The organism is Bacillus sp. YC2, assembly GCF_019891195.1.
Classification (GTDB): domain Bacteria; phylum Bacillota; class Bacilli; order Bacillales; family Bacillaceae; genus Bacillus.
The window spans coordinates 162,866-185,152 of the sequence record NZ_JAHXDO010000001.1 but is presented as its reverse complement, the minus strand read 5'-3'; the positions used below and the strand labels follow the sequence as shown (position 1 = coordinate 185,152).

Genomic DNA, 22,287 nt, shown 5'->3' with positions numbered 1-22,287 from the left:
GGGCTTCCTTCAAATTACACGGCTTTCGCCTTTTCTTCTTGTTTTCCAGATTTTTTGTTTGTCAGTTTAATGGATTTCACGAACAGGGTCAGAACAAGTCCGGCTGCGATGAAGGCCAGACCAGTATAAAACACACTGTGAAGCGAATCCATTAATGATGTTTTCAGAACCGGCACGATATGTGAAGAGAAAGCGGCCGGAATTTGCTTAATCGATTCCTGGCTGAACAGGGATTGAAGCAGTCCTTCAGGATTGCTCGCGATCATGTCTTTAAACTGAGCGGCAAAGGAACTTGCCTGTTTCGGGAGAGAGTCTAAGTACGGCACGAGCCGGTCGGTTAAAAGGGTGCCGGATCTTGCATTCATGACCGCACCGAGCACCGTAATTCCGAATGTTCCCCCGATCATCCGGAAAAATTGACTTGAGGATGTAACCACTCCAAGCTCTTCTTTTGAAAATGTTTCTTGCAGCGCAAGTGTGAGAAGCGGCATGACAAGTCCCATGCCCAGCCCGATCACGGCCATATAGCACGTTGCCGCAAGTTTGCTTGTATCCAGCTGCAATGTGGTTAATAAAAAGAATCCGACGGCCATAATCAGCATGCCGATCATGATTTGCGGTTTAATGCCAATCTTGTAGACGAGCTGGCCACCGATAATACTTGTGATAATCATAGAAACCATCATCGGCGTCATAATGGTGCCGGAAGCAGTGGCGCTGACCCCGATAATGCCCTGCATGAAGAAAGGAACAAACGTTACGGCGCCAAACATACCGATACTCATGAAAAAGCCGATCAAATTCAGCACGGTGAATGTTCTGTTTTTAAATAAATGCATCGGAAGGATCGGCTCTTTTGCTTTACATTCAGCAATGACAAACCCGACAATGCCGATAAGGGCAAGCGCAAAGAGACTGATAATCTGCCAAGAGCCCCATGCGTAATCTTTTCCGCCGAAGCTGAGTGCAAGCAGGAGGCTGACAATCCCGACAATCATTGTGAAAATGCCGGCGATATCAAAATTGATCGGTCCTGTCTGTTTCTTGCCTTGAAGCCCTCTTGCAATAAAGATCACGGCTAAGATTCCGACTGGAAGGTTAATATAAAAGACCCATTTCCAATTTAAAGAGTCGACAATCCAGCCGCCGATTTGCGGGCCGATAACGGATGCAAGGCCGTAAATCGCTCCGAACAGACCTTGGAACTTGGCGCGCTGTTTACCTGTGAACAAATCCCCGATGACAATCATAGCCATCGGCATCATGACTCCGCCGCCAATCCCCTGCAAACCGCGGAAAATAATCAATTCAGTCATATTGTTGGCCATTCCGCACAGTGCAGAAGCGCCCATAAAGATAATCAAACCCGAGACATATACGACCCGTCTTCCCAATAAGTCTGCAAGTTTCCCCGCAATCGGAACGACCGTCGTAGAAGTCAGCAGATATGCCGTGGTAAGCCACGTCATCATGCTTAATCCCCCAAGATCGCCCACAATTTTAGGAATCGCTGTTCCCACGATTGTACCGTCAAGGGCTGAGAAAAACATGGCAATGATTAAGCCTGTTATTAATAGTGTGCGTTTTGAATTCGAATGTTCAGTGCTCATTTTCGGCAACTCCTCTTTTCTTTTCATGGATGTTTCCCGGCGTCAGGTGATTGTCGGCGGCATCCGCAACTTTTTGAATGATCTTCGACGCCTGTATCAGCTCTTCTTCAGAAAGAACGGAAAGGCTGCGCGCTAATATTGCTTTTCTTCCCGCGACAACGTCTTCGAATTTTTTTTCACCTTTTTTTGTGAGGCTGACGTCAATCACACGTCTGTCCTGCTTATTATGCGTGCGGACGATAAGGTTTTTTTGCTCAAGGCGGTCGGCCATTAAGGTCACCGCGCTCGGCTTCACCTCCATGCGTTCCGCAATCTCAGAAACCTTGCAGCTGCCGTGTTTTTTTAAACTGGCTAAAACAAATAATTGGGCGGGTGTCACCTCTTGTTTTGCCATGCTCTCCACCATTTCCGGCTGTATTTTTTGCAGCAGGGTCTGAAGGGATGCTTGAATATCAGACACATATTGATCCGCGTTTTTCATAAATCCTCCTAATCTGTTCCTCGGGAAAATAATTAACATTAGTTAAATATAAATAAGGATTAACAATAAGTCAATCCTTTTGTAAAAAAATAAAAAAAGGATTTGATGCTTGGCGAAAACATCAATCCTTTACACTTCTTATTGCTGATAAGGAGATTGCTGCTGAACGGTCTGCTGAAATTTCTGGTACGATTGCTGAAGCTTTTGGGTGTCCGCTGCTTCGACGGAATACCAGCCGTTTTGAAACATCACATCGTATAATCTTCTTTGCGCTTTTTGTGACTCATCGAAAATAGATTGAATATCTTGATAAAGAGACTCGTGGCTGAATTCATGTAAGGCTGTGCAATATGATGACGTCATATATTTTTCTGTCGTCAGCAGCTCATTCACCAAGTCTCTGTCGTTCATTTGCGCCGTATTCGGCACCGGGGTTTGCGGATTGCTGATTTTTTGATTTTGCTGATTCATGTTTTTTCCTCCTATTGCATATAGCCTGTTGTCTGTCCGCCTTGAGCAGGATTCAAATGGCCCAATATTCTTTGATAATGTTTTTCATGCATCTGGCCGATCTGTTCAAGCTCTTGTTTTAATGTCTGATCCTGGCATTGGCCTGCCATAAAGTGTGCTTTTTTCATAGCAAGCAGATTCCAGTTCAGCATGTCCTCCAGATACAAATGATCCTTTGTTGAGATAACGGCAGGCGGCATGTTTGCGTGCTGCTCTTGATTATTCATATAAACGCCTCCTTTGATGTCTGTTCTTTTTATGTTTCTCTATGCTTGTGATTTCATACGGATAAATTAAAAGGGGGTGCTCACCCTTGCTGCGGAGCATATGTTTGTTTTTGTCCAAAAATAAAATGCTTACCAAACTTGCGCAGGCTTACGGTATCCGCTTCGGCGCGGGAAGATTCGTCGCAGGCGAGACGATCGGCGAAGCGGTGAAAACGGTGAAGCGGCTGAATCAATCGGGATTGTCGGCCTCCATTGATTACTTAGGTGAATATGCCGGTTCAAAGAAGGATGCCGGCCGGACGGCGGAAGAATGTAAAAACGCAATCAGAGCCATTGCCGATAATCAATTAGATTGTGAGCTGTCTGTGAAATTAACTTCCATCGGATTGGATATTTCAGAGAAACTCGCTGAGAATCATATAAGGGAGATCCTGTCGGAAGCGAAAGAGCGGAACGTTCCCGTAACGATTGACATGGAGGATTACGCCAGATGCGGACGCACGCTTGAGCTGTATAAACGGTGCAAACCGGATTATCCGATGCTCGGAACTGTGATCCAGGCGTATTTGTACCGCGCCGCTGAGGATATCGGAAGCCTTCAGCCATATAAGCCGCGGCTGAGGCTTGTAAAAGGCGCTTATAAAGAATCGGCGGCTGTTGCATTTCCTGATAAAAAAGGGACCGACCTCCATTATCAGCAATTGATCAAGCTTCAGCTGCTGAGCGGCCATGAAACAGCGGTGGCGACCCATGACGATAACATCATTTCTTATACGAAACAACTCATTTCCGAACACGGCATTCCCCGTGAACAATTTGAATTTCAAATGCTGTACGGAATCAGGACGGAGCGGCAGAAGGAGCTTGCTGCGGAAGGATACCGGACGCGGGTGTACGTCCCGTACGGAATCGATTGGTACAGCTACTTTATGAGAAGGATTGCTGAGCGTCCGGCCAACGCAGCGTTTGTGTTAAAAGGAATCTTCAAAAAATAGCGGCTGCTCCAAAAAGCAGCCGCTTCCTGTTATTCCATGTTTTCTTTTTTATATTGCTGGTTTTGGCTCGTACGCTTGCCGCCGCTGTGCTTTTGTGTCGGTCCCGCATTTCCTTTAACGCTTGCCGCGCTCACTGCCGCAGAAGACGGATCTTTTTTTACCCGCACCATTCCCTTCACCTCCGGCTTTACGTTTCCCGTCTTCGGTGCGGATCATGCGAAAGACAAAAAATTTTAAAAAATTCCATATTTGCTATTGAAGTCATCCCCGAAATCTTTTAAGATGAAAGAAGAAAAGGGTTTCATTTTTTTTGCCGAAAAAATGAATGACTATTCATTCAAAGTTCAAGGGGGATGACTCATGCACAAGTTTATAAAGAAAGCAGCCGTTCTTGGATCAGGAGTAATGGGGTCCGGAATTGCCGCGCACTTGGCTAACATCGGAATTCCCGTCCTGCTGCTTGATATTGTGCCAAACGAGCTGACAAAGGATGAGGTGAAAAAAGGGCTGACATTAGAAAGCCCGGAGGTCCGAAGCAGACTGAGCCGAACGGCCATGAAAAAGCTGCTGAAGCAAAAGCCTGCACCGCTGACTTCTGCTGCCAATCTTGACTATATTACGCCAGGCAACTTAGAAGATAATGCGGCTGATTTAAAGGATGCAGATTGGATTATTGAAGTAGTCGTTGAAAATCTCGACGTGAAAAAACAGATTTTCTCACTTGTCGATGAATATCGCAAACCGGGCAGCATCGTTTCGAGCAATACGTCCGGTATTTCTGTCACGAAAATGGCAGAAGGAAGATCAGCCGATTTTAAAGCTCATTTCTTAGGAACCCATTTCTTCAATCCCGCCCGCTATCTCAAGCTTTTGGAAATCATACCGATTCAGGAAACCGATCCAAACGTTCTGAAATTCATGACATCCTTTGCTGAAAACACGCTCGGTAAAGGCGTCGTTACAGCGAAAGACACGCCTAACTTTATCGCCAATCGCATCGGAACTTACGGCCTGTTAGTCACCGTAAGAGAAATGCTTTCCGGGGGCTATCACATTGGTGAAGTGGATACTGTGACAGGGCCGCTGATCGGCAGACCGAAAAGCGCAACCTTCAGAACCCTCGATGTCGTGGGGCTTGATACATTCGCCCATGTCGCAAAAAATGTGTACGATAAAGCTGACGGCGCTGAAAAAGACATGTTTAAGCTGCCTGAATTTATGAATGAAATGCTGAATAACAAATGGCTGGGCAGCAAATCGGGCCAAGGCTTTTATAAAAAAGAAGGTAAGACAATATATGAGCTCGATCCGCTTACCATGACATATGGTGAACGCACGAAAATGAAAACACCCGCTTTAGAAGCAGCCAAACAGGCAAAGGGTGCTAAAGGCAAAATGAAAGCGCTTATATACTCTGATGACCGCTCCGGACACTTGCTTTGGAATATCACCTCGAAAACGCTTTTGTATTCGGCTCAGCTGCTTGGCGAAATCGCTGATGATATAAAAGCAATTGATGAAGCCATGAAATGGGGCTTCGGATGGGAGCTCGGGCCGTTTGAAATGTGGGATGCCATCGGCGTCAAAGAATCGGTCAAACGGCTTGAACAAGAAGGCGCAGCGCTTCCCGGCTGGGTGAAAGAAATGCTTGATAAAGGCAATGACACTTTCTATATGAAGGAAAACGGAACTCAGTTTTATTATGCAAACGGCCAATACAGGGCGATCAAAGAAAATCCGAAACGAATCAGTCTGCAAAAGATAAAAGAAACAAACGGCGTCATCAGCAAAAACGGCGGCGCGAGCCTGATTGATCTCGGCGATGATGTCGCGCTTTTAGAATTCCACACGAAAAGCAACGCGATCGGGTTAGACATTATCCAAATGATTGACAAAGCGCTTGAGGAGACGGAGCGGAATTATAAAGGGCTCGTCATCGGAAACCAAGGCAGACATTTCTGCGCGGGCGCGAACCTGGCGATGATCTTAATGGAAGCTCAGGATGATAACTTCATGGAAGTCGATTTTGTCATCCGCCGTTTTCAGCAAACGATGATGAACATAAAGTACAGCGCCAAACCGGTCGTGGCGGCACCGTTCGGCATGACGCTCGGCGGCGGAACCGAAGTCTGTCTTCCGGCGGCGCGCATTCAAGCCGCAAGTGAATCATACATGGGTCTTGTCGAAACAGGCGTCGGCCTGATTCCGGGCGGCGGCGGAAACAAAGGATTGTACATGAATTACGTGAATAACGGAGCGGAATTGATGGACGCGGCTATTAAAACGTTCGAGACAATTGCTTTAGCCAAGGTATCAGGTTCTGCGCACGAAGCCCGTGATATGCAGATTCTGTCTCCGGCTGACCAGGTCAGCATGAACCAAGATCATCTGTTACATGACGCGAAACAGCTTGCGGCGTCCTTATATGACAGCGGCTATCGTCCGCCTGCACGGAAAAAAGTGAAAGTCACCGGGGAAACCGGCTGTGCGGCCTTGCTGCTCGGAGCTGATCAGATGAGGCGTTCAGGGTATTTATCAGATCACGATATGAAGATTGCGAAAAAGCTTGCCCATGTCATTGCCGGCGGAAGAGTTCCGTTCGGTACAGAGGTTTCTGAAGAATACTTACTCGAGATTGAAAGAGAAGCCTTTTTAAGTCTCGCAGGCGAGGCGAAATCTCAAGCCAGAATGCAGCATATGCTGGTCAAAGGCAAACCTTTACGGAACTAGGAGGGTGTTTATGAGAGAAGCAGTCATTGTGGCCGGTGCGAGAACCCCGGTCGGTAAAGCGAAAAAAGGGTCGCTGGCAAACGTTCGTCCTGATGATTTAGGAGCGCTTTGTGTCAAAGAAACGCTGAAACGGGCAGGCAGCTATGAAGGAAATATCGATGACTTAATTATCGGATGTGCAACACCTGAAGCTGAGCAGGGCTTAAATATGGCGCGGAATATCGGCGCGCTGGCGGGGCTTCCCCATACGGTGCCGGCCATTACGGTAAACCGCTACTGCTCTTCCGGACTTCAATCCATCGCGTATGGAGCGGAAAAAATCATGATCGGCGCAGGTGATACTGTCATCGCGGGCGGAGCGGAATCTATGTCGCAAGTTCCGATGATGGGGCATGTGACGCGCCCGAATATCGCTTTGGCAGAACATGCACCTGAATATTATATGAGCATGGGCCATACAGCGGAGCAGGTTGCCGAAACATACGGCGTTTCCCGCGAGGATCAGGACGCATTTGCCGTCCGCAGCCACCAAAATGCGGCGAAAGCGCTGGAAGAAGGGAAATTTAAAGATGAAATCGTCCCCGTCGATGTGTCGCTGACAGAAATCGGCGCTGATCATAAACCGAGGGAAAAGCACTTCGTTTTCTCTCAAGATGAAGGGGTGCGTCCGGGAACGTCAGCTGATATTTTAGCGAAGCTCCGTCCGGCTTTTTCAAAAACCGGAACCGTGACAGCCGGAAACTCATCACAAACGAGTGACGGAGCGGCGGCTGTCATGCTCATGGATCGTGAGAAAGCCTCATCGCTCGGATTGGCGCCGCTTGTGAAATTCCGTTCCTTTGCCGTTGGCGGCGTCCCGCCTGAGGTGATGGGAATCGGACCGATTGAAGCCATTCCGCGCGCTCTCAAGCTTGCCGGGCTGGAATTACAGGATATCGGGCTCTTTGAATTGAATGAAGCCTTTGCTTCACAAGCCATACAAGTGATCAGGTCACTCGGAATTGACGAAGAAAAAGTCAACGTCAACGGCGGAGCGATCGCGCTCGGTCATCCGCTCGGCTGCACGGGAACGAAGCTGACCCTTTCACTCATACATGAAATGAAACGGAGAAACGAGCAATTCGGCGTGGTCACGATGTGTATCGGAGGCGGCATGGGAGCTGCCGGCGTATTTGAGCTACTTTAAAAGGGGGAAACAATCATGAATCAGGAAACGGTCAAAGTCAAAAAAGGCGGCAGCTTTCTTATTGAAGATACGGCATATGATCAGGTGTTCACACCGGAGGATTTTACAGACGAACATAAAATGATCGGAAAAACGACAGAAGACTATGTCGTAAACGATGTTCTTCCGCACATTGATGAAATCGAAAACCATCAGTTTGAGCACTCTGTCAGACTGTTGAAAAAAGCCGGCGATCTTGGCCTTCTCGGCGCAGATGTCCCTGAAGAATACGGCGGCATCGGCCTTGATAAAATCAGTTCTGCCTTCATTACAGAAAAATTTTCACGTGCGGGCAGCTTCTCGCTTTCTTACGGCGCCCATGTCGGCATCGGTTCATTGCCGATCGTGTTTTTCGGAACAGAAGAGCAGAAAAAAACATATTTGCCGGATTTAGCTTCAGGCCAAAGAATCGCGGCATACGCTTTGACTGAGCCGGGATCCGGATCAGATGCGCTCGGCGCAAAAACAACCGCCGTATTAAATGAAGCGGGCACGCATTACATTTTAAACGGAGAAAAACAATGGATTACAAACTCAGCGTTTGCCGATGTATTTGTCGTCTATGCAAAGGTGGACGGTGACAAATTTTCCGCGTTTATTGTAGAAAAAAATTATCCGGGTGTGTCAACCGGCCCGGAAGAGAAAAAGATGGGAATTAAAGGCTCATCCACAAGAACGCTTATTTTAGATCAAGCAGAAGTGCCGAAAGAAAACCTGCTTGGTGAAATCGGAAAGGGCCATGTGATTGCGTTTAATATCCTGAATATCGGGCGTTACAAGCTCGCAGTCGGTACGATTGGCGCTTCAAAACGGGTCATTGAGCTGTCCGCGGCTTATGCAAACCAGCGCCGCCAATTTAAAACGCCGATCTCAGGCTTCACCCTTACCCAGGAAAAGCTTGCGACAATGTCAGCAAAGCTTTACGCGATGGAAAGCTCTGTATACAGAACGGTCGGGCTTTTTGAAGATAACATGAGCAGACTGACCGAAGAAGCGCAAAAAGACGGCCGTGAAGTCGCCAAATCCATTGCCGAGTATGCAATCGAATGCTCACTGAACAAAATGTGCGGATCAGAAACGCTTGATTACATTGCCGACGAAGGCGTCCAAATCCACGGCGGTTACGGTTTTATGCAAGAATATGAAGTGGAGCGCGCTTACCGCGATTCGAGAATCAACAGAATCTTTGAAGGAACAAATGAAATCAACCGTTTGATCGTGACGAGCACATTCCTGAAAAAAGCCGTAAAAGGGGATCTTCCGCTCTTTGATAAAGCGAAGGCGCTTCAAGAGGAATTAATGATGCTGATGCCTGAAGAGCCGGGTTCAGAGCCTCTGGAGCAGGAAAAATACATCGTCAGACAGGCGAAGAAAATCGCCCTTTTAACAGCAGGTCTTGCGGCGCAGAAATACGGAAAGGAAATTGAACGTGAGCAGGAAATCATGGTGAACATCGCTGACATCGTCAGCGCGCTGTACGCGTTGGAATCTGCCGTCCTCAGAACGGAAAAAGCGATTGCGGCAGACGGCGCTGAAAAAGCCGCGCAAAAGCTGTTATATACAGAAATCTTTGCGCAGGAAGCTCTTCAGGACATTGAAGCGCACGCAAAAGAGTCGTTAATCGCCATGGAAGAAGGAGATTCTCTCCGAATGATGCTTTCCGTGCTGCGCAAACTGACGCGCCTGACACCGAAAAATCTCATTCAGAAAAAACGTGACGCAGCTGCCGTCATTTTCAGAGAAGAAAAATATACAGTATAATGCACAGCTCCTGTAAGCGCTCCGAATTCGGAGCGCTTTTTCATGAAGCAACGTTTTAGGTTTTTACCAGTGATTGTGTTAAAATAACGACGATCATTTACAAGGGGTGAAGAAGATGTCGATAAATTTTTACTGGTACCCTAAATGCGGAACGTGCCGTAATGCGAAAAAATGGCTGGAAGACCACGGCAAGGAAATAAACGAAATACATATTACGGAACAAACGCCGACGAAAGAAGAAATCAAAGACCTTTATGAAAAAAGCGGTCTTGAGCTGAAAAAGTTTTTCAACACGAGCGGAATGAAATATCGTGAGCTGAACTTAAAGGAAAAGCTGTACCACATGTCAGAGGATGAACAGCTTGAACTTCTGGCTTCCGACGGAATGCTTCTTAAGCGTCCGATTACGTCAGACGGCACAAAAGTCACAGTCGGCTTTAAAGAAGACCAATTCGAAAAATATTGGATTTAATGTCAGTAACAAAGAATTATGGTATCTTCTTATTATAAGCATAAAAAATGGAGGGATTTAGATGAGCACACCGAAAGATTTACGTTATTCAGAAGAACACGAATGGGTAAAAGTTGAAGGCGAAAAAGTCCGCATCGGAATTACGCATTTCGCGCAATCTGAACTTGGCGATATCGTTTTTGTCGAGCTTCCTGAAGTCGGCGCTGAAATTAAAGCGGACGAGCCGTTCGGCAGCGTTGAATCCGTAAAAACGGTATCTGAGCTGTATGCGCCGATCAACGGAACGGTGACGGAAGTGAACGAAGGCCTTGATGACAGCCCGGAATTCGTGAACGAGTCTCCATACGAAAAAGCGTGGATGATCGTCGTTGAACCGGCTGATGCAAAAGAAATCGAAAACCTCATGACTGCCGAACAATACGAAGAAATGACGCAGGAAGACTAATCGGATAGCAAAAGAACCATTTGGACACTCTATCTGTAACGGGAGGTGTCCAAAATGGCTTTTGATAAACAAAAGGTTGATGTAACAGAGCACGTAACGGGCCGCTTACAAAACGGCCAGTTTTCTTTGTTTCATGAAAATGAAGCCATCGGCCAAATGACAGGCATGAACCAATATGAGCTCAAACCGGGCTTTTCATTTGAAAATCAAAAATTTTATAAAACAGCCGATGTTGTATCCGAGAAGGATCCGAAATACGTGGATTGCGACTATGAAAGCGGCTGGTGTTAACAGTTGGCGGTGAATTTCACTGCCTTCTTTTTCAATCCGAGGCTAAAAAAACCGGCAGGTGATGCGCAATGAATATCGGCGATGAAGAGAAAGTCTTAATCGTAGAAGGAAAATCAGATAAAATCAAAGTCAGGGAAGTGCTCAGTGAACCTCTGGACATTGTCTGTACAAACGGAACGATCGGCCAAACGGAATTGGAGGATTTAGCGGACCGTTTGTTTGACAAAGATGTTTATATCTTAGTTGACGCAGACGATTCGGGAGAAAAATTAAGAAAGCAGCTGAAACGGGAGCTTCCCGAAGCCCGCCATATCTGCATTGACAGAACGTACAAGGAGGTTGAGGCGTCTCCAAGCCACCATCTTGCATCGGTGCTCCTCGGCGCCGGCCTGAATGTGGACCCCGTATTTTTAAAAAGAAAGACCTGAGGTGGTAATCAAATGAAAGAACTCCAAGAAAATGAACTTGAATCAATTGAAGATGATGTGTATCTCCTGTACTTGTACACCCCATTTTGCGGCACGTGCCAGCTGGCTTCCAAAATGCTTTCTGTCGCGGAGGAAATGCTGCCCGGCGTCGCCTTCTATAAAAACAACGTGAATTATTCCCCCGTCTTCGCTAAAGCCTATCAGATTGAGAGTGTCCCGTGCTTTTTGCTGTTTAAAGACGGAAAGCTTGTTGAGAAAGGATATGCATTCCGCTCCGTTTCCTATTTATACGAGCTGATTAAACAAAAAACATCTCAAACGTCTCCTATGTGACATTTTTTATAGGAAAATGTCGTCCGTTTTATAAAGGGTTCTCCCCGTTAAAAGAGAACTTTGTATGTATGGCCAATAAACGGGAGGTTATACGAGTGGAGAAAATAGAAGTTTTAGAGAATGACGGACAGCATCTGTTTTTGAAACCCCTATTACATACCTCAACGCTGCTGATTACGTTCCAAGGTGAAACAGAAGCTTTAACGGTCTCAATAAACGGGCAGGGAGAAATGAGAAAAACCGCTGTTTCAGCAGAAGAGTCTAACTTGACCTTTTACGGAAACCAAACAGAAATCATTCATTTGCTGCACGGCAACATTTCCCTGCAAAAGCTCATTCAAAGCGGAAGATTGAAAGTAAAAGGATCATTCAGAGCCCTGTTGAAACTGGAAGCCATTCTGTGGCTGACAAACGGATTTTTTCAAACAATCAGCAAAAGGCCTTAAAACCTGCCAATCTACTATGTGAAAATAACTACCATTATTTATTTTATTGACTTTTTATCATTCGCCATGCTATCCTACATTAAGAATTTCCGGACGAAAAGACGATATGTTTTCTCTTATCAAGAGAGGTGGAGGGAAGTGCCCTATGAAGCCCGGCAACCGTCAACTATGTTGAAATGGTGCCAATTCACTCGAAGCGATCTGCTTTGGAAGATGAGAGAAAGGCCTTTTTCAATAAGCCTTTCTGCTCAATTGTGCAGAAAGGCTTTTCTTTTGCGGAGAATTCCGGAAGATTTCTTAGAATAGTGTAAGGCAGGTGATTGCTTTGATCCATCTTCAAAATGTTTCAAAAATTTACAAAGCGAAACATGGGGATGTCAATGCTGTCCAAGATGTCAACCTCGATATCAAAAAGGGCGAAATTTTTGGAATTATAGGATATAGCGGAGCTGGTAAAAGTTCCTTAATCCGTCTTCTGAACGGTCTTGAAAAACCGACTTCAGGAACCGTGGAAGTCGCGGGGACGGAATTAAATAAAGTAAGCAGCCGCGGTTTAAGAAAAGCGCGCCAGGAAATCAGCATGATTTTTCAGCACTTTAATCTTCTTTGGTCGCGCACCGTTCGGGATAATATTATGTTTCCGCTGGAAATTGCCGGCGTGAAAAAAAGAGAACGGATTCGCCGTGCTGATGAACTGATTAAACTGGTCGGATTAGAAGGAAAGGAAAAATCGTATCCTTCCCAGCTGAGCGGCGGTCAAAAGCAGCGTGTCGGAATCGCGAGAGCGCTCGCCAATAATCCGAAGGTCCTTCTTTGTGACGAAGCGACGTCAGCGCTTGACCCGCAGACGACAGATTCAATTTTAGATCTTTTATCCGATATAAATGAAAGACTCGGTTTGACGATTGTGCTTATTACCCATGAAATGCACGTCATCCGTAAAATCTGCAACAGAGTCGCCGTCATGGAAAACGGAAAAGTCGTCGAAGAAGGCGAAGTGCTTCAAGTCTTCAGAAATCCGCGTGAACAGATGACAAAGCGTTTCGTTCAGCAGGTCACCGAGCCTGAGGAAACGAAAGAAACCATTCAGCATCTGCTTCAGGAAACGGCGACAGGAAAAACGATTCAGCTTTCGTTTGTCGGGCAGGCTGCAGAACAGCCTCTCATCACTGAGATGATCAGAAACTTCGATGTGGATGTCAACATTCTGCAAGGTAAGATTTCACAGACGAAGGACGGGGCGTACGGTTCTTTATTCATCCACATTGACGGACAGGAAAAAGAAGTAGAAAATGTGATCCGGTTCATTAAAGACAAACAGGTAGAAGCAGAGGTGATCACAAATGTTTGAAAAATGGTTTCCGAACGTTGATGTAAGTGAACTGTGGACCGCAACTTATGAAACCCTCTATATGACGATTATCGCTTTACTCTTTTCTTTCGTCATCGGGGCTGTCCTCGGCCTTCTGCTCTTTTTAACAGGCAAGGGAAGCTTATGGCAGAATAAAGCGATTAACAGTGTGATTGCGGCAGTGGTTAACGTATTCCGGTCTATTCCGTTTCTTATTTTAATTATTCTGCTCCTCGGTTTTACTAAGTTTTTGGTCGGATCGATTTTAGGTCCGAATGCGGCTTTGCCCGCTTTGATTATCGGCTCTGCGCCGTTTTATGCCCGCCTTGCGGAAATCGCGCTCCGGGAAGTTGATAAAGGTGTCATCGAAGCTGCCAGATCAATGGGAGCGAAGACATCGACGATCATTTTTAAAGTATTGATTCCTGAATCAATGCCTGCGTTAATCTCAGGCATCACCGTTACAGCCATCGCCCTGATCGGTTCGACCGCTATTGCCGGAGCCATCGGTTCAGGCGGACTCGGAAACCTTGCATATGTCGAAGGGTACCAGTCAAATAATACGGATGTAACGTTTGTGGCAACGGTATTTATTCTCATCATCGTCTTTATCATTCAGATTATCGGTGATGTCATCACAAATATAATAGACAAAAGATAAGGGAGGATTTACATTGAAAAAGATTGTGTTAAGTGCGTTGCTGCTTGTTTTTGCAGGAGTTTTGGCTGCCTGCGGATCGAGTGCGGGCTCAAATAAAAAGGAAATTGTTGTTGCCGCGACAAAAACACCGCATGCTGAAATTTTAAAAGAAGCGGAGCCGTTATTGAAGAAAAAAGGCTATACATTAAAAGTCAAAGTGCTGAACGATTACAAAATGTACAACAAAGCATTAGCTGATAAAGAAGTGGATGCAAACTACTTCCAGCATGTTCCTTACCTTGAGCAGGAAATGAAAGAAAATAAAGATTACAAACTCGTTAACGCCGGCGCAGTTCATCTTGAGCCGTTCGGTATTTACACGAAAAAATATAAATCATTGAAAGACCTGCCAAACGGCGCGACAATCATCCTGACAAATAACGTCGCTGAACAAGGCCGTATGCTGGCAATGCTTCAAAAAGCCGGACTGATCACATTAGATCCGAAAGTAAAAACAGTTGACGCAACAACGAAAAACATCACAAAAAATCCGAAAAACCTGACGTTCAAAAAAATCGCGCCGGAATTAACGGCAAAAGCATATAACGAAGAAGAAGGCGACGCGGTCTTCATCAACGTCAACTATGCGATCCAAAACAAATTAAACCCGTTAAAAGACGCGATTGAAGTAGAATCAACGAAAAACAACCCATACGCAAACATTATCGCCGTGCGCAAAGGTGAAGAAGATTCAGCAAAAATCAAAGCGCTTATGGAAGTTCTTCACTCTAAAAAAATTAAAGACTTCATTGAGAAAAAATACGACGGAGCCGTGCTCCCCGTATCTGAATAAAGACGAAAACCCCGGATGAACAATCCGGGGTTTTTTTGGGTATTAATCGCGGAACTGTTCATAATAAAGAAGAATGTTACCGAATGGAGGGATTATGAGTTGAATCAATATCATAACAACGGCGGAAGCGTACATGACGCATTAAAACAATACAAAGAGGGGTTAGGCGTATTTGAACAAAAAATGCCGATGATGGGCCGGAAGTTTAATGAATTTACTGAGCAGTGCTTCTCAGCGGATTCTTTGACAGAAAAAGAAAAGCAATTAATCGCTCTCGGCATCAGTATTAACGCCCAAGATGAATTTTGTATGATTTATCATACGAAAGGATGCATGGACCAAGGCGCGACAGAAGAAAATATCCTTGAAGTTGTAAGCGTCGCTGCAGCCTTCGGCGGAGGGGCCGCTCTCAGCCAGGGCGTAACCCTCGTGCAGCAGTGCATTCAGGAATTCGGAAATACCGCGCATTAGAAGGAGCAAATGTTTGAATGCTTCCCATAGACGCAGCTCGCAGGCCGCATCCGGCATATCCGAAAGTATTCAGGGGCACACTCTCTTTGGCTGCCGCAATGAATCATTGTTACAATGGAAACAAATAGATGAAGGGATTGATTCATTATCTGCACCAGCCAGGACAGACTGGACCTTGACTATACGTCGGAAATGGAAAAAGCGATGCAGCAGTCATACGGCATCGGCTATGAAGAATACGGACGGCGTCTTTCAAAAAGGATGGAAGTCGAACGGCAGAGGGAGCGGGAATATCAAAAAAGCAAGCTCCTCGCAGCGCAGTTTAATGAGAAAATCGGTCTGTAAAAAAGGGTGGGATTCCACCCTTTTTCTGTTTCAAACAGCTTTAATTACGTTAAGATCTTTGATAAACTTTAGAAATGTTCCGGGTAATATAAAAAGTTGTATTTACATTTCATTTGTTATAAAATTAGAATGAGAATAAATTGAGAATAATGATTATATATTTTGGAGGTATAGATATGGCTGCTTCAACATTAACGATCAAGGATCTTCACGTTGAAATCGAAGGGAAAGAGATTTTAAAAGGTGTAAACCTTGAAATAAAAGGCGGCGAGTTCCACGCTGTCATGGGACCGAACGGTACCGGTAAATCCACGCTTTCAGCTGCGATTATGGGGCACCCTAAATACGAGGTCACAAAAGGAAGCATCACGCTTGACGGCAAAGACGTATTGGAAATGGAAGTAGACGAGCGCGCGCAAGCCGGCTTGTTCCTTGCAATGCAATATCCGAGCGAAATCAGCGGTGTGACAAATGCCGACTTCCTTCGTTCAGCGATTAACGCACGCCGTGAAGAAGGCGATGAAATTTCTCTTATGAAATTCATCCGCAAAATGGACGAAAACATGGAATTTTTAGAAATGGATCCTGAAATGGCGCAGCGCTATTTGAACGAAGGTTTCTCAGGCGGGGAGAAAAAACGCAACGAAATCCTTCAGCTTATGATGATTGAGCCGAGAATCGCCATTCTTGATGAAATCGATTCAGGTCTTGACATTGACGCTTTGAAAGTCGTTTCTAAAGGAATCAACAAAATGCGCAGCGAAAACTTTGGCTGCTTAATGATCACTCACTACCAGCGCCTTCTGAACTACATCACGCCTGATGTCGTTCACGTTATGATGCAGGGCCGCGTAGTTAAATCCGGCGGTGCAGAGCTTGCACAGCGCCTTGAAGCGGAAGGTTATGACTGGATTAAACAAGAACTTGGCATTGAAGACGAAACTGTAGGCCAAGAAGCGTAAGCGTTAGGGGGATTAACATGACATTGGAAACTAAACTATCCGTAGATCAGGACTATGTCAAAGGCTTTTCCGAAAAGCATCAAGAACCTGCCTGGCTGAAAAACCTGCGCTTACAGGCTCTTGAAAAAGCTGAGGATCTGCCGCTGCCTAAGCCTGACAAAACAAAAATTACAAACTGGAACTTTACAAAGTTCAACAAGCATACAGTAGAAAATGCGCCGCTTTCTTCTTTAGAAGATTTAGCTGACGAAGCAAAAGTGCTGATCGATATCGAAAACGAAGACAAAACGTTATATGTACAGCGTGACCAAACGCCGGCCTTCCTTTCTCTGTCTAAAGAGCTGAAAGACAAAGGCGTTATCTTTACGGACATCTTAACGGCTGCGCGTGAGCACAGCGATCTCGTTGAAAAATATTTCATGAAAGACGGCGTAAAAGTCGACGAACACAAACTGACTGCTCTTCACGCGGCGTTAGTGAACGGAGGGGCATTCCTTTATGTTCCTAAAAATGTTCAAGTGGAAACGCCTGTACAGGCTGTTTACGTCCATGAAAGCAATGACACGACGCTGTTTAACCACGTGCTCATCGTTGCTGAAGACCACAGCTCCGTCACTTATGTGGAGAACTACGTCAGCACGGTGAATCCGAAAGAAGCCGTATTCAACATTATCAGTGAAGTCATTACAGGTGATAATGCCAGCGTGACGTACGGTGCGGTTGACAACTTATCTGCGGGTGTCACAACATATGTAAACCGCCGCGGATCTGCACGCGGACGTGACAGCAAAATCGAGTGGGCGCTCGGACTGATGAACGACGGCGACACGATTTCTGAAAACACGACAAACCTCTATGGCGACGGCACTTACGGGGATACGAAAACCGTTGTTGTCGGAAGAGGGGAGCAGACGGAAAACTTTACGACGCAAATTATCCACTTCGGTAAGGCTTCAGAAGGCTATATCCTGAAGCACGGAGTTATGAAAGATGCCGCTTCTTCCATTTTTAACGGAATCGGCAAAATTGAGCACGGTGCGTCTAAAGCAAACGCTGAACAAGAATCACGCGTTCTGATGCTCAGTGAAAAAGCACGCGGAGATGCAAACCCGATCCTATTAATCGATGAAGACGATGTAACTGCAGGGCATGCGGCATCTGTCGGCCGTGTGGACCCGATCCAGCTTTACTACTTAATGAGCCGCGGAATTTCGAAAGAAGAAGCAGAGCGCTTAGTCATTTACGGATTCCTTGCGCCGGTGGTAAAAGAGCTTCCGATTGAAGGAGTTAAGAAACAGCTCGTTTCCGTTATCGAAAGGAAAGTTAAATAATGAATATCACTGATATTCGTGAACAGTTCCCGATCCTTCATCAGCAAGTGAACGGACATGATCTCGTGTATCTTGACAGTGCGGCGACTTCCCAGAAGCCGCGCGCTGTTATTGAAGCAGTGGACCAGTATTATAGTCATTATAATTCTAATGTCCACAGAGGCGTCCATACTCTTGGAACAAGAGCGACAGACGGCTATGAAGGAGCGCGTGAAAAAGTCCGGAAGTTTATCAACGCGAAGTCAATGGCTGAGATTATTTTCACAAAAGGCACGACAACTTCACTGAATATGGTGGCGCTGAGCTACGCCCGCGCCAACTTAAAACCCGGTGACGAAGTGGTCATCACCCAAATGGAGCATCATGCGAATATCATTCCGTGGCAGCAGGCTGTTAAAGCAACTGGCGCGACTTTAAAATATATCCCGATGCAGGAAGACGGCACGCTTTCGTTAGAGGACGTCCGGCAGACTGTCACCAGCCATACGAAAATTGTGGCGGTCGCTCATGTGTCAAACGTGCTTGGCACGATTAACCCGATTAAAGAGATCGCGAAAATCGCCCATGACAATGGCGCGGTTATCGTAGTTGACGGGGCGCAAAGCACACCGCACTTGAAAATCGACGTACAGGATTTAGATTGCGACTTCTTCGCGCTTTCTTCCCATAAAATGTGCGGCCCGACGGGAATCGGCGTGCTGTACGGCAAGAAAGAACTGCTTGAGAATATGGAGCCGGCCGAATTTGGCGGCGAAATGATTGACTTTGTAGGTCTTTACGAATCAACTTGGAAAGAGCTTCCGTGGAAATTTGAAGCAGGCACGCCGATTATCGCGGGTGCGATCGGATTAGGCGCCGCGATTGACTTTCTTGAAGAGATCGGGCTCGACGAGATTTCACGGCATGAGCACAAGCTTGCAGCCTATGCGCTGGATCGCTTCGCACAGCTTGACGGCGTGACGGTGTACGGGCCGAAAGAGCGTGCAGGACTCGTAACATTTAATCTTGATGATGTCCATCCTCATGATGTCGCGACTGTCCTCGATGCTGAGGGCATTGCGGTCAGAGCGGGCCATCATTGCGCCCAGCCGCTGATGAAATGGCTGGATGTATCTGCTACTGCGAGAGCGAGCTTTTACCTGTATAATACAGAGGAAGAAATTGATAAGCTTGCGGAAGCACTCCAAAAGACAAAGGAGTACTTTACAAATGTCTTTTAATGCAAACTTAGATACATTGTACAGACAAGTGATCATGGATCATTATAAAAATCCGCGCAACAAAGGGGTTTTAGACGACAGTATCGTTGTCGATATGAACAACCCGACTTGCGGCGACCGGATCAGACTGACAATGAAGCTTGACGGCGATATCGTTCAAGAAGCGAAGTTCGAAGGAGAAGGCTGTTCCATCTCCATGGCTTCCGCTTCGATGATGACGCAGGCGATAAAAGGAAAAGATATAGAAACCGCCCTCTCCATGTCTAAGATTTTCTCAGACATGATGCAAGGGAAAGAGTATGACGACTCGATAGATCTCGGGGATATTGAAGCCCTTCAAGGCGTCTCAAAATTCCCGGCTCGGATTAAATGTGCCACCCTTTCATGGAAAGCACTTGAAAAAGGAGTCGCTGGAGAAAAAGGCGGCAATTAAAAGATTGGAGTGAAAATGGATGGCTAAAAAAATGCCTGAAATTGGTGAATACAAGTATGGTTTTCACGACAAGGACGTTTCCATTTTCCGTTCAGAGCGCGGATTGACAAAAGAAATTGTTGAAGAAATTTCTCGCATGAAAGAAGAGCCTCAATGGATGCTTGATTTCCGTCTGAAATCTCTTGAGCATTTCTACAACATGCCGATGCCGCAATGGGGCGGGGATTTAAAATCGTTGAACTTTGACGAAATTACGTATTACGTAAAACCGTCTGAGCGTTCAGAGCGTTCTTGGGATGAAGTGCCTGAGGAAATTAAACAGACATTTGACAAACTCGGAATTCCTGAAGCTGAGCAAAAATACCTTGCCGGTGTTTCTGCACAGTATGAATCAGAGGTTGTTTACCACAACATGAAAGAGGATCTTGAAGCACAAGGCATCGTCTTTAAAGACACGGACAGCGCGCTGAAAGAAAATGAAGATATTTTCCGCGAGCACTGGGCGAAGGTCATCCCGCCGACTGACAATAAGTTTGCGGCGCTGAACTCAGCAGTATGGTCCGGCGGTTCTTTCATCTATGTACCGAAAGGCGTAAAAGTGGAAACGCCGCTTCAAGCATACTTCCGCATCAACTCTGAAAACATGGGCCAATTCGAACGCACATTGATCATCGTTGACGAGGAAGCAAGCGTTCATTACGTAGAGGGCTGTACGGCTCCTGTGTACACAACAAACTCGCTTCACAGCGCGGTTGTTGAAATCATCGTCAAAAAAGGCGGCTACTGCCGTTATACGACGATCCAAAACTGGGCGAACAACGTATACAATCTTGTAACGAAACGTACGGTTTGTGAAGAAAACGCAACGATGGAATGGGTGGATGGAAACATCGGCTCTAAGCTGACAATGAAATACCCGGCTGTCATCCTGAAGGGTGAAGGCGCGCGCGGTATGACGCTTTCTATCGCTCTTGCGGGCAAAGGACAGCATCAGGACGCAGGTGCGAAAATGATTCACCTTGCTCCGAATACGTCATCCACGATCGTATCAAAATCGATTTCAAAACAAGGCGGAAAAGTAACGTACCGCGGTATCGTCCACTTCGGACGGAAAGCGGAAGGCGCCCGTTCAAACATCGAATGCGATACGCTCATTATGGATAACAAATCAACATCAGATACCATTCCTTACAATGAAATCTTAAACGACAACATTTCATTGGAGCACGAAGCAAAAGTATCAAAAGTATCTGAAGAACAGCTTTTCTACTTGATGAGCCGCGGTATTTCTGAAGAAGAAGCGACAGAAATGATCGTAATGGGCTTCATCGAGCCATTCACAAAAGAGCTGCCGATGGAATACGCAGTTGAAATGAACCGTTTGATTAAGTTCGAGATGGAAGGTTCTATCGGTTAATGATAAAAAGGACACGGCAAATGCCGTGTCCTTTTTATATTAAAGGCTGCTGTTTGCAGAAATCTTTATGCAGCCGGCACTTAGCGACATCATTGCGAATCGGACTGATTAGGAACGGGGCGCTTGATTTGTTAAAATAAATAAGACAAAACAGATAGAAAAGGTGTTACACATGAAGTCTTATATCATTATCGGGGCCGGCATTCTCGGTGCGTCAGCGGCTTACCATCTCGCAAAAGCCGGAGCTGAGGTAACGGTTATTGACCGGAAGCAGGCCGGACAGGCTACTGACGCGGCGGCGGGAATCGTGTGTCCGTGGCTGTCACAGCGCCGCAATAAGGCATGGTATGCAATTGCAAAGGGCGGGGCCCGTTATTATGAACAATTAATCAAACAGCTTGAAGCTGACGGAGAAACCGATACCGGATACAAAAAAGTCGGAGCCGTCAGTCTGCATACTGATGAAAAAAAGCTTGATCAGATGGAGGAAAGAGCCTATAAGAGAAGAGAGGATGCCCCTGAAATCGGGGACATTACAAGATTATCTCCGGCAGAAACGAAGGCTTTGTTTCCTCCGCTGTCGGGTGAGTACGGGGCGGTCCATATCAGCGGCGCGGCCCGGGTGAACGGGAGGGCGCTTCGTAAGGCGCTGCTAAACGCGGCCATTAAGCACGGCGCGTCAGTTTACCATGAAGAGGCGTCAATACTGACAGCGGACGGTGCCGTCACCGGCGTGAAAACCGCAGAACGTACGCTTACTGCCGATCAGGTTCTCGTAACGGCCGGCGCATGGGCGAAGGAGCTGCTTGAGCCGCTCGGCATCCGTTTTTCAGTATCCTATCAAAAAGCGCAAATCGTTCATTTGGAGCTTCCGGGAGAGGAAACAGGCAGCTGGCCCGTCGTCATGCCGCCGAACGACCAGTATATTCTCGCGTTTGAAAACGGCCGGGTTGTGGCCGGCGCCACTCATGAAAATGATGCCGGTATGGATTTGCGGGTAACGGCAGGCGGTCTCCGCGAGATTTTTGAGAAAGCTTTGACCGTGGCACCTGGACTTTCAGACAGCACAATGCTTGAGGCAAGAGTCGGGTTCAGGCCGTTTACGCCCGGATTTCTCCCTGTCATCGGCACGCTGCCGAATGTCAGCGGCCTTTTGATTGCCAATGGGCTCGGTGCATCAGGATTGACCAGCGGACCGTATCTCGGGGCCGAATTGGCGAAACTCGCACTCGGTCAGCAGACAGAAATTGATTTGAGCCTTTATGATCCGGCGGGGGCGCTTGAATGAAAGAATAGCTTTTCGGGCATTC

26 protein-coding genes and 1 riboswitch are annotated in these 22,287 nt (G+C 46.5%); of the genes, 21 read left to right on the top strand and 5 right to left on the bottom strand.

What is annotated here, in order from left to right; all coding sequences use genetic code 11:
• Window positions 1-14: 14 nt before the first annotated feature.
• The 4 genes from KY305_RS00930 to KY305_RS00915 form a co-directional block, all read right to left on the bottom strand.
• A complete protein-coding gene (locus tag KY305_RS00930; RefSeq protein ID WP_396021499.1) occupies window positions 15-1,637 on the bottom strand; it encodes an MDR family MFS transporter in 1,623 nt (540 codons plus the stop codon).
• A complete protein-coding gene (locus KY305_RS00925; protein ID WP_223060955.1) occupies window positions 1,600-2,091 on the bottom strand; it encodes a MarR family winged helix-turn-helix transcriptional regulator in 492 nt (163 codons plus the stop codon). The genes KY305_RS00930 and KY305_RS00925 overlap by 38 nt, the downstream gene beginning before the upstream one ends.
• 138 nt (window positions 2,092-2,229) lie before the next feature.
• Window positions 2,230-2,562, bottom strand: a complete 333-nt coding sequence (locus KY305_RS00920) for a spore coat protein (protein WP_223060954.1) — start codon at window positions 2,560-2,562, stop codon at window positions 2,230-2,232.
• Between the two features lie 11 nt (window positions 2,563-2,573).
• Window positions 2,574-2,828: a hypothetical protein gene (locus tag KY305_RS00915; protein WP_223060953.1), complete on the bottom strand. Its 255-nt coding sequence runs from the start codon at window positions 2,826-2,828 to the stop codon at window positions 2,574-2,576.
• An 86-nt stretch (window positions 2,829-2,914) separates the two neighbouring features.
• Here KY305_RS00915 and KY305_RS00910 point away from each other — a divergent pair, with 86 nt between their 5' ends.
• Entirely contained in the window at window positions 2,915-3,823 is a 909-nt protein-coding gene (locus KY305_RS00910) for a proline dehydrogenase family protein (RefSeq protein WP_223060952.1), read from the top strand.
• 29 nt (window positions 3,824-3,852) lie between these two features.
• On the opposite strand, the gene KY305_RS00905 is transcribed toward KY305_RS00910, so the two are convergent.
• On the bottom strand, window positions 3,853-3,993 hold the full coding sequence (locus tag KY305_RS00905; RefSeq protein ID WP_223060951.1) for a YuzL family protein: 141 nt from the start codon (window positions 3,991-3,993) through the stop codon (window positions 3,853-3,855).
• Between the two features lie 190 nt (window positions 3,994-4,183).
• Between KY305_RS00905 and KY305_RS00900 the strand changes: the two genes are divergently transcribed.
• The 20 genes from KY305_RS00900 to KY305_RS00805 all read left to right on the top strand — a co-directional run bounded on the left by KY305_RS00900 (window position 4,184) and on the right by KY305_RS00805 (window position 22,265).
• A complete protein-coding gene (locus KY305_RS00900) occupies window positions 4,184-6,553 on the top strand; it encodes a 3-hydroxyacyl-CoA dehydrogenase/enoyl-CoA hydratase family protein (RefSeq protein ID WP_223060950.1) in 2,370 nt (789 codons plus the stop codon).
• 10 nt (window positions 6,554-6,563) lie between these two features.
• Entirely contained in the window at window positions 6,564-7,739 is a 1,176-nt protein-coding gene (locus KY305_RS00895) for an acetyl-CoA C-acetyltransferase (protein WP_223060949.1), read from the top strand.
• Window positions 7,740-7,754: 15 nt separating this feature from the next.
• A complete protein-coding gene (locus tag KY305_RS00890; protein WP_223060948.1) occupies window positions 7,755-9,539 on the top strand; it encodes an acyl-CoA dehydrogenase family protein in 1,785 nt (594 codons plus the stop codon).
• 115 nt (window positions 9,540-9,654) lie between these two features.
• On the top strand, window positions 9,655-10,011 hold the full coding sequence (locus KY305_RS00885; protein WP_061522170.1) for an arsenate reductase family protein: 357 nt from the start codon (window positions 9,655-9,657) through the stop codon (window positions 10,009-10,011).
• A gap of 61 nt (window positions 10,012-10,072) precedes the next feature.
• The gene (gcvH, locus tag KY305_RS00880) at window positions 10,073-10,456 is read left to right on the top strand and encodes a glycine cleavage system protein GcvH (RefSeq protein ID WP_214803230.1); all 384 of its coding nucleotides are present in this window, start codon (window positions 10,073-10,075) and stop codon (window positions 10,454-10,456) included.
• A 54-nt stretch (window positions 10,457-10,510) separates the two neighbouring features.
• Window positions 10,511-10,747, top strand: a complete 237-nt coding sequence (locus tag KY305_RS00875; RefSeq protein ID WP_214803233.1) for a YusG family protein — start codon at window positions 10,511-10,513, stop codon at window positions 10,745-10,747.
• A 68-nt stretch (window positions 10,748-10,815) separates the two neighbouring features.
• Window positions 10,816-11,175, top strand: coding sequence for a toprim domain-containing protein (locus tag KY305_RS00870; RefSeq protein ID WP_262417515.1), 360 nt, complete (start codon window positions 10,816-10,818; stop codon window positions 11,173-11,175).
• Window positions 11,176-11,187: 12 nt separating this feature from the next.
• The gene (locus KY305_RS00865) at window positions 11,188-11,508 is read left to right on the top strand and encodes a thioredoxin family protein (RefSeq protein WP_223060947.1); all 321 of its coding nucleotides are present in this window, start codon (window positions 11,188-11,190) and stop codon (window positions 11,506-11,508) included.
• Between the two features lie 95 nt (window positions 11,509-11,603).
• Window positions 11,604-11,954, top strand: a complete 351-nt coding sequence (locus tag KY305_RS00860; RefSeq protein ID WP_223060946.1) for an SCP2 sterol-binding domain-containing protein — start codon at window positions 11,604-11,606, stop codon at window positions 11,952-11,954.
• 113 nt (window positions 11,955-12,067) lie between these two features.
• Window positions 12,068-12,174: riboswitch (SAM riboswitch) on the top strand.
• A 105-nt stretch (window positions 12,175-12,279) separates the two neighbouring features.
• A complete protein-coding gene (gene metN / locus KY305_RS00855; protein ID WP_223060945.1) occupies window positions 12,280-13,305 on the top strand; it encodes a methionine ABC transporter ATP-binding protein MetN in 1,026 nt (341 codons plus the stop codon).
• Window positions 13,298-13,966 (top strand): methionine ABC transporter permease, encoded by a 669-nt coding sequence (locus KY305_RS00850; RefSeq protein WP_223060944.1) that lies wholly within the window; start codon window positions 13,298-13,300, stop codon window positions 13,964-13,966. The genes metN and KY305_RS00850 overlap by 8 nt, the downstream gene beginning before the upstream one ends.
• 13 nt (window positions 13,967-13,979) lie before the next feature.
• Window positions 13,980-14,798 carry a methionine ABC transporter substrate-binding lipoprotein MetQ gene (gene metQ / locus KY305_RS00845; protein WP_223060943.1) on the top strand — a complete coding sequence of 273 codons (819 nt, stop codon included), beginning with the start codon at window positions 13,980-13,982 and terminating at the stop codon, window positions 14,796-14,798.
• A gap of 99 nt (window positions 14,799-14,897) precedes the next feature.
• Window positions 14,898-15,269, top strand: a complete 372-nt coding sequence (locus tag KY305_RS00840; RefSeq protein WP_214985498.1) for a carboxymuconolactone decarboxylase family protein — start codon at window positions 14,898-14,900, stop codon at window positions 15,267-15,269.
• Between the two features lie 192 nt (window positions 15,270-15,461).
• Window positions 15,462-15,614, top strand: coding sequence for a YuzK family famiily protein (locus KY305_RS00835; RefSeq protein ID WP_223060942.1), 153 nt, complete (start codon window positions 15,462-15,464; stop codon window positions 15,612-15,614).
• 176 nt (window positions 15,615-15,790) lie between these two features.
• Window positions 15,791-16,576: a Fe-S cluster assembly ATPase SufC gene (sufC, locus tag KY305_RS00830; RefSeq protein WP_174228592.1), complete on the top strand. Its 786-nt coding sequence runs from the start codon at window positions 15,791-15,793 to the stop codon at window positions 16,574-16,576.
• A 17-nt stretch (window positions 16,577-16,593) separates the two neighbouring features.
• A complete protein-coding gene (gene sufD / locus KY305_RS00825) occupies window positions 16,594-17,907 on the top strand; it encodes a Fe-S cluster assembly protein SufD (protein WP_223060941.1) in 1,314 nt (437 codons plus the stop codon).
• Window positions 17,907-19,127, top strand: a complete 1,221-nt coding sequence (sufS, locus tag KY305_RS00820; RefSeq protein ID WP_223060940.1) for a cysteine desulfurase SufS — start codon at window positions 17,907-17,909, stop codon at window positions 19,125-19,127. Before sufD ends, sufS begins: the two co-directional genes overlap by 1 nt.
• Entirely contained in the window at window positions 19,117-19,560 is a 444-nt protein-coding gene (sufU, locus tag KY305_RS00815) for a Fe-S cluster assembly sulfur transfer protein SufU (RefSeq protein ID WP_061522181.1), read from the top strand. The genes sufS and sufU overlap by 11 nt, the downstream gene beginning before the upstream one ends.
• Window positions 19,561-19,579: 19 nt before the next feature.
• A complete protein-coding gene (gene sufB / locus KY305_RS00810) occupies window positions 19,580-20,977 on the top strand; it encodes a Fe-S cluster assembly protein SufB (RefSeq protein ID WP_223060939.1) in 1,398 nt (465 codons plus the stop codon).
• Window positions 20,978-21,149: 172 nt separating this feature from the next.
• A complete protein-coding gene (locus KY305_RS00805) occupies window positions 21,150-22,265 on the top strand; it encodes an NAD(P)/FAD-dependent oxidoreductase (protein ID WP_223060938.1) in 1,116 nt (371 codons plus the stop codon).
• The last annotated feature ends 22 nt before the right edge of the window (window positions 22,266-22,287 follow it).

Coding starts and splice junctions, on each gene's coding strand:
- KY305_RS00870 (WP_262417515.1), top strand. CDS start 10,816: ATGAATATCGGCGATGAAGAGAAAGTCTTAATCGTAGAAGGAAAATCA.
- KY305_RS00925 (WP_223060955.1), bottom strand. CDS start 2,091: ATGAAAAACGCGGATCAATATGTGTCTGATATTCAAGCATCCCTTCAG.
- KY305_RS00920 (WP_223060954.1), bottom strand. CDS start 2,562: ATGAATCAGCAAAATCAAAAAATCAGCAATCCGCAAACCCCGGTGCCG.
- sufS (WP_223060940.1), top strand. CDS start 17,907: ATGAATATCACTGATATTCGTGAACAGTTCCCGATCCTTCATCAGCAA.
- sufC (WP_174228592.1), top strand. CDS start 15,791: ATGGCTGCTTCAACATTAACGATCAAGGATCTTCACGTTGAAATCGAA.
- KY305_RS00850 (WP_223060944.1), top strand. CDS start 13,298: ATGTTTGAAAAATGGTTTCCGAACGTTGATGTAAGTGAACTGTGGACC.
- KY305_RS00885 (WP_061522170.1), top strand. CDS start 9,655: ATGTCGATAAATTTTTACTGGTACCCTAAATGCGGAACGTGCCGTAAT.
- KY305_RS00905 (WP_223060951.1), bottom strand. CDS start 3,993: ATGGTGCGGGTAAAAAAAGATCCGTCTTCTGCGGCAGTGAGCGCGGCA.
- KY305_RS00900 (WP_223060950.1), top strand. CDS start 4,184: ATGCACAAGTTTATAAAGAAAGCAGCCGTTCTTGGATCAGGAGTAATG.
- KY305_RS00835 (WP_223060942.1), top strand. CDS start 15,462: ATGGAAAAAGCGATGCAGCAGTCATACGGCATCGGCTATGAAGAATAC.
- KY305_RS00875 (WP_214803233.1), top strand. CDS start 10,511: ATGGCTTTTGATAAACAAAAGGTTGATGTAACAGAGCACGTAACGGGC.
- gcvH (WP_214803230.1), top strand. CDS start 10,073: ATGAGCACACCGAAAGATTTACGTTATTCAGAAGAACACGAATGGGTA.
- KY305_RS00895 (WP_223060949.1), top strand. CDS start 6,564: ATGAGAGAAGCAGTCATTGTGGCCGGTGCGAGAACCCCGGTCGGTAAA.
- sufD (WP_223060941.1), top strand. CDS start 16,594: ATGACATTGGAAACTAAACTATCCGTAGATCAGGACTATGTCAAAGGC.
- sufB (WP_223060939.1), top strand. CDS start 19,580: ATGGCTAAAAAAATGCCTGAAATTGGTGAATACAAGTATGGTTTTCAC.
- KY305_RS00930 (WP_396021499.1), bottom strand. CDS start 1,637: ATGAAAAGAAAAGAGGAGTTGCCGAAAATGAGCACTGAACATTCGAAT.
- KY305_RS00805 (WP_223060938.1), top strand. CDS start 21,150: ATGAAGTCTTATATCATTATCGGGGCCGGCATTCTCGGTGCGTCAGCG.
- KY305_RS00890 (WP_223060948.1), top strand. CDS start 7,755: ATGAATCAGGAAACGGTCAAAGTCAAAAAAGGCGGCAGCTTTCTTATT.
- KY305_RS00915 (WP_223060953.1), bottom strand. CDS start 2,828: ATGAATAATCAAGAGCAGCACGCAAACATGCCGCCTGCCGTTATCTCA.
- KY305_RS00865 (WP_223060947.1), top strand. CDS start 11,188: ATGAAAGAACTCCAAGAAAATGAACTTGAATCAATTGAAGATGATGTG.
- sufU (WP_061522181.1), top strand. CDS start 19,117: ATGTCTTTTAATGCAAACTTAGATACATTGTACAGACAAGTGATCATG.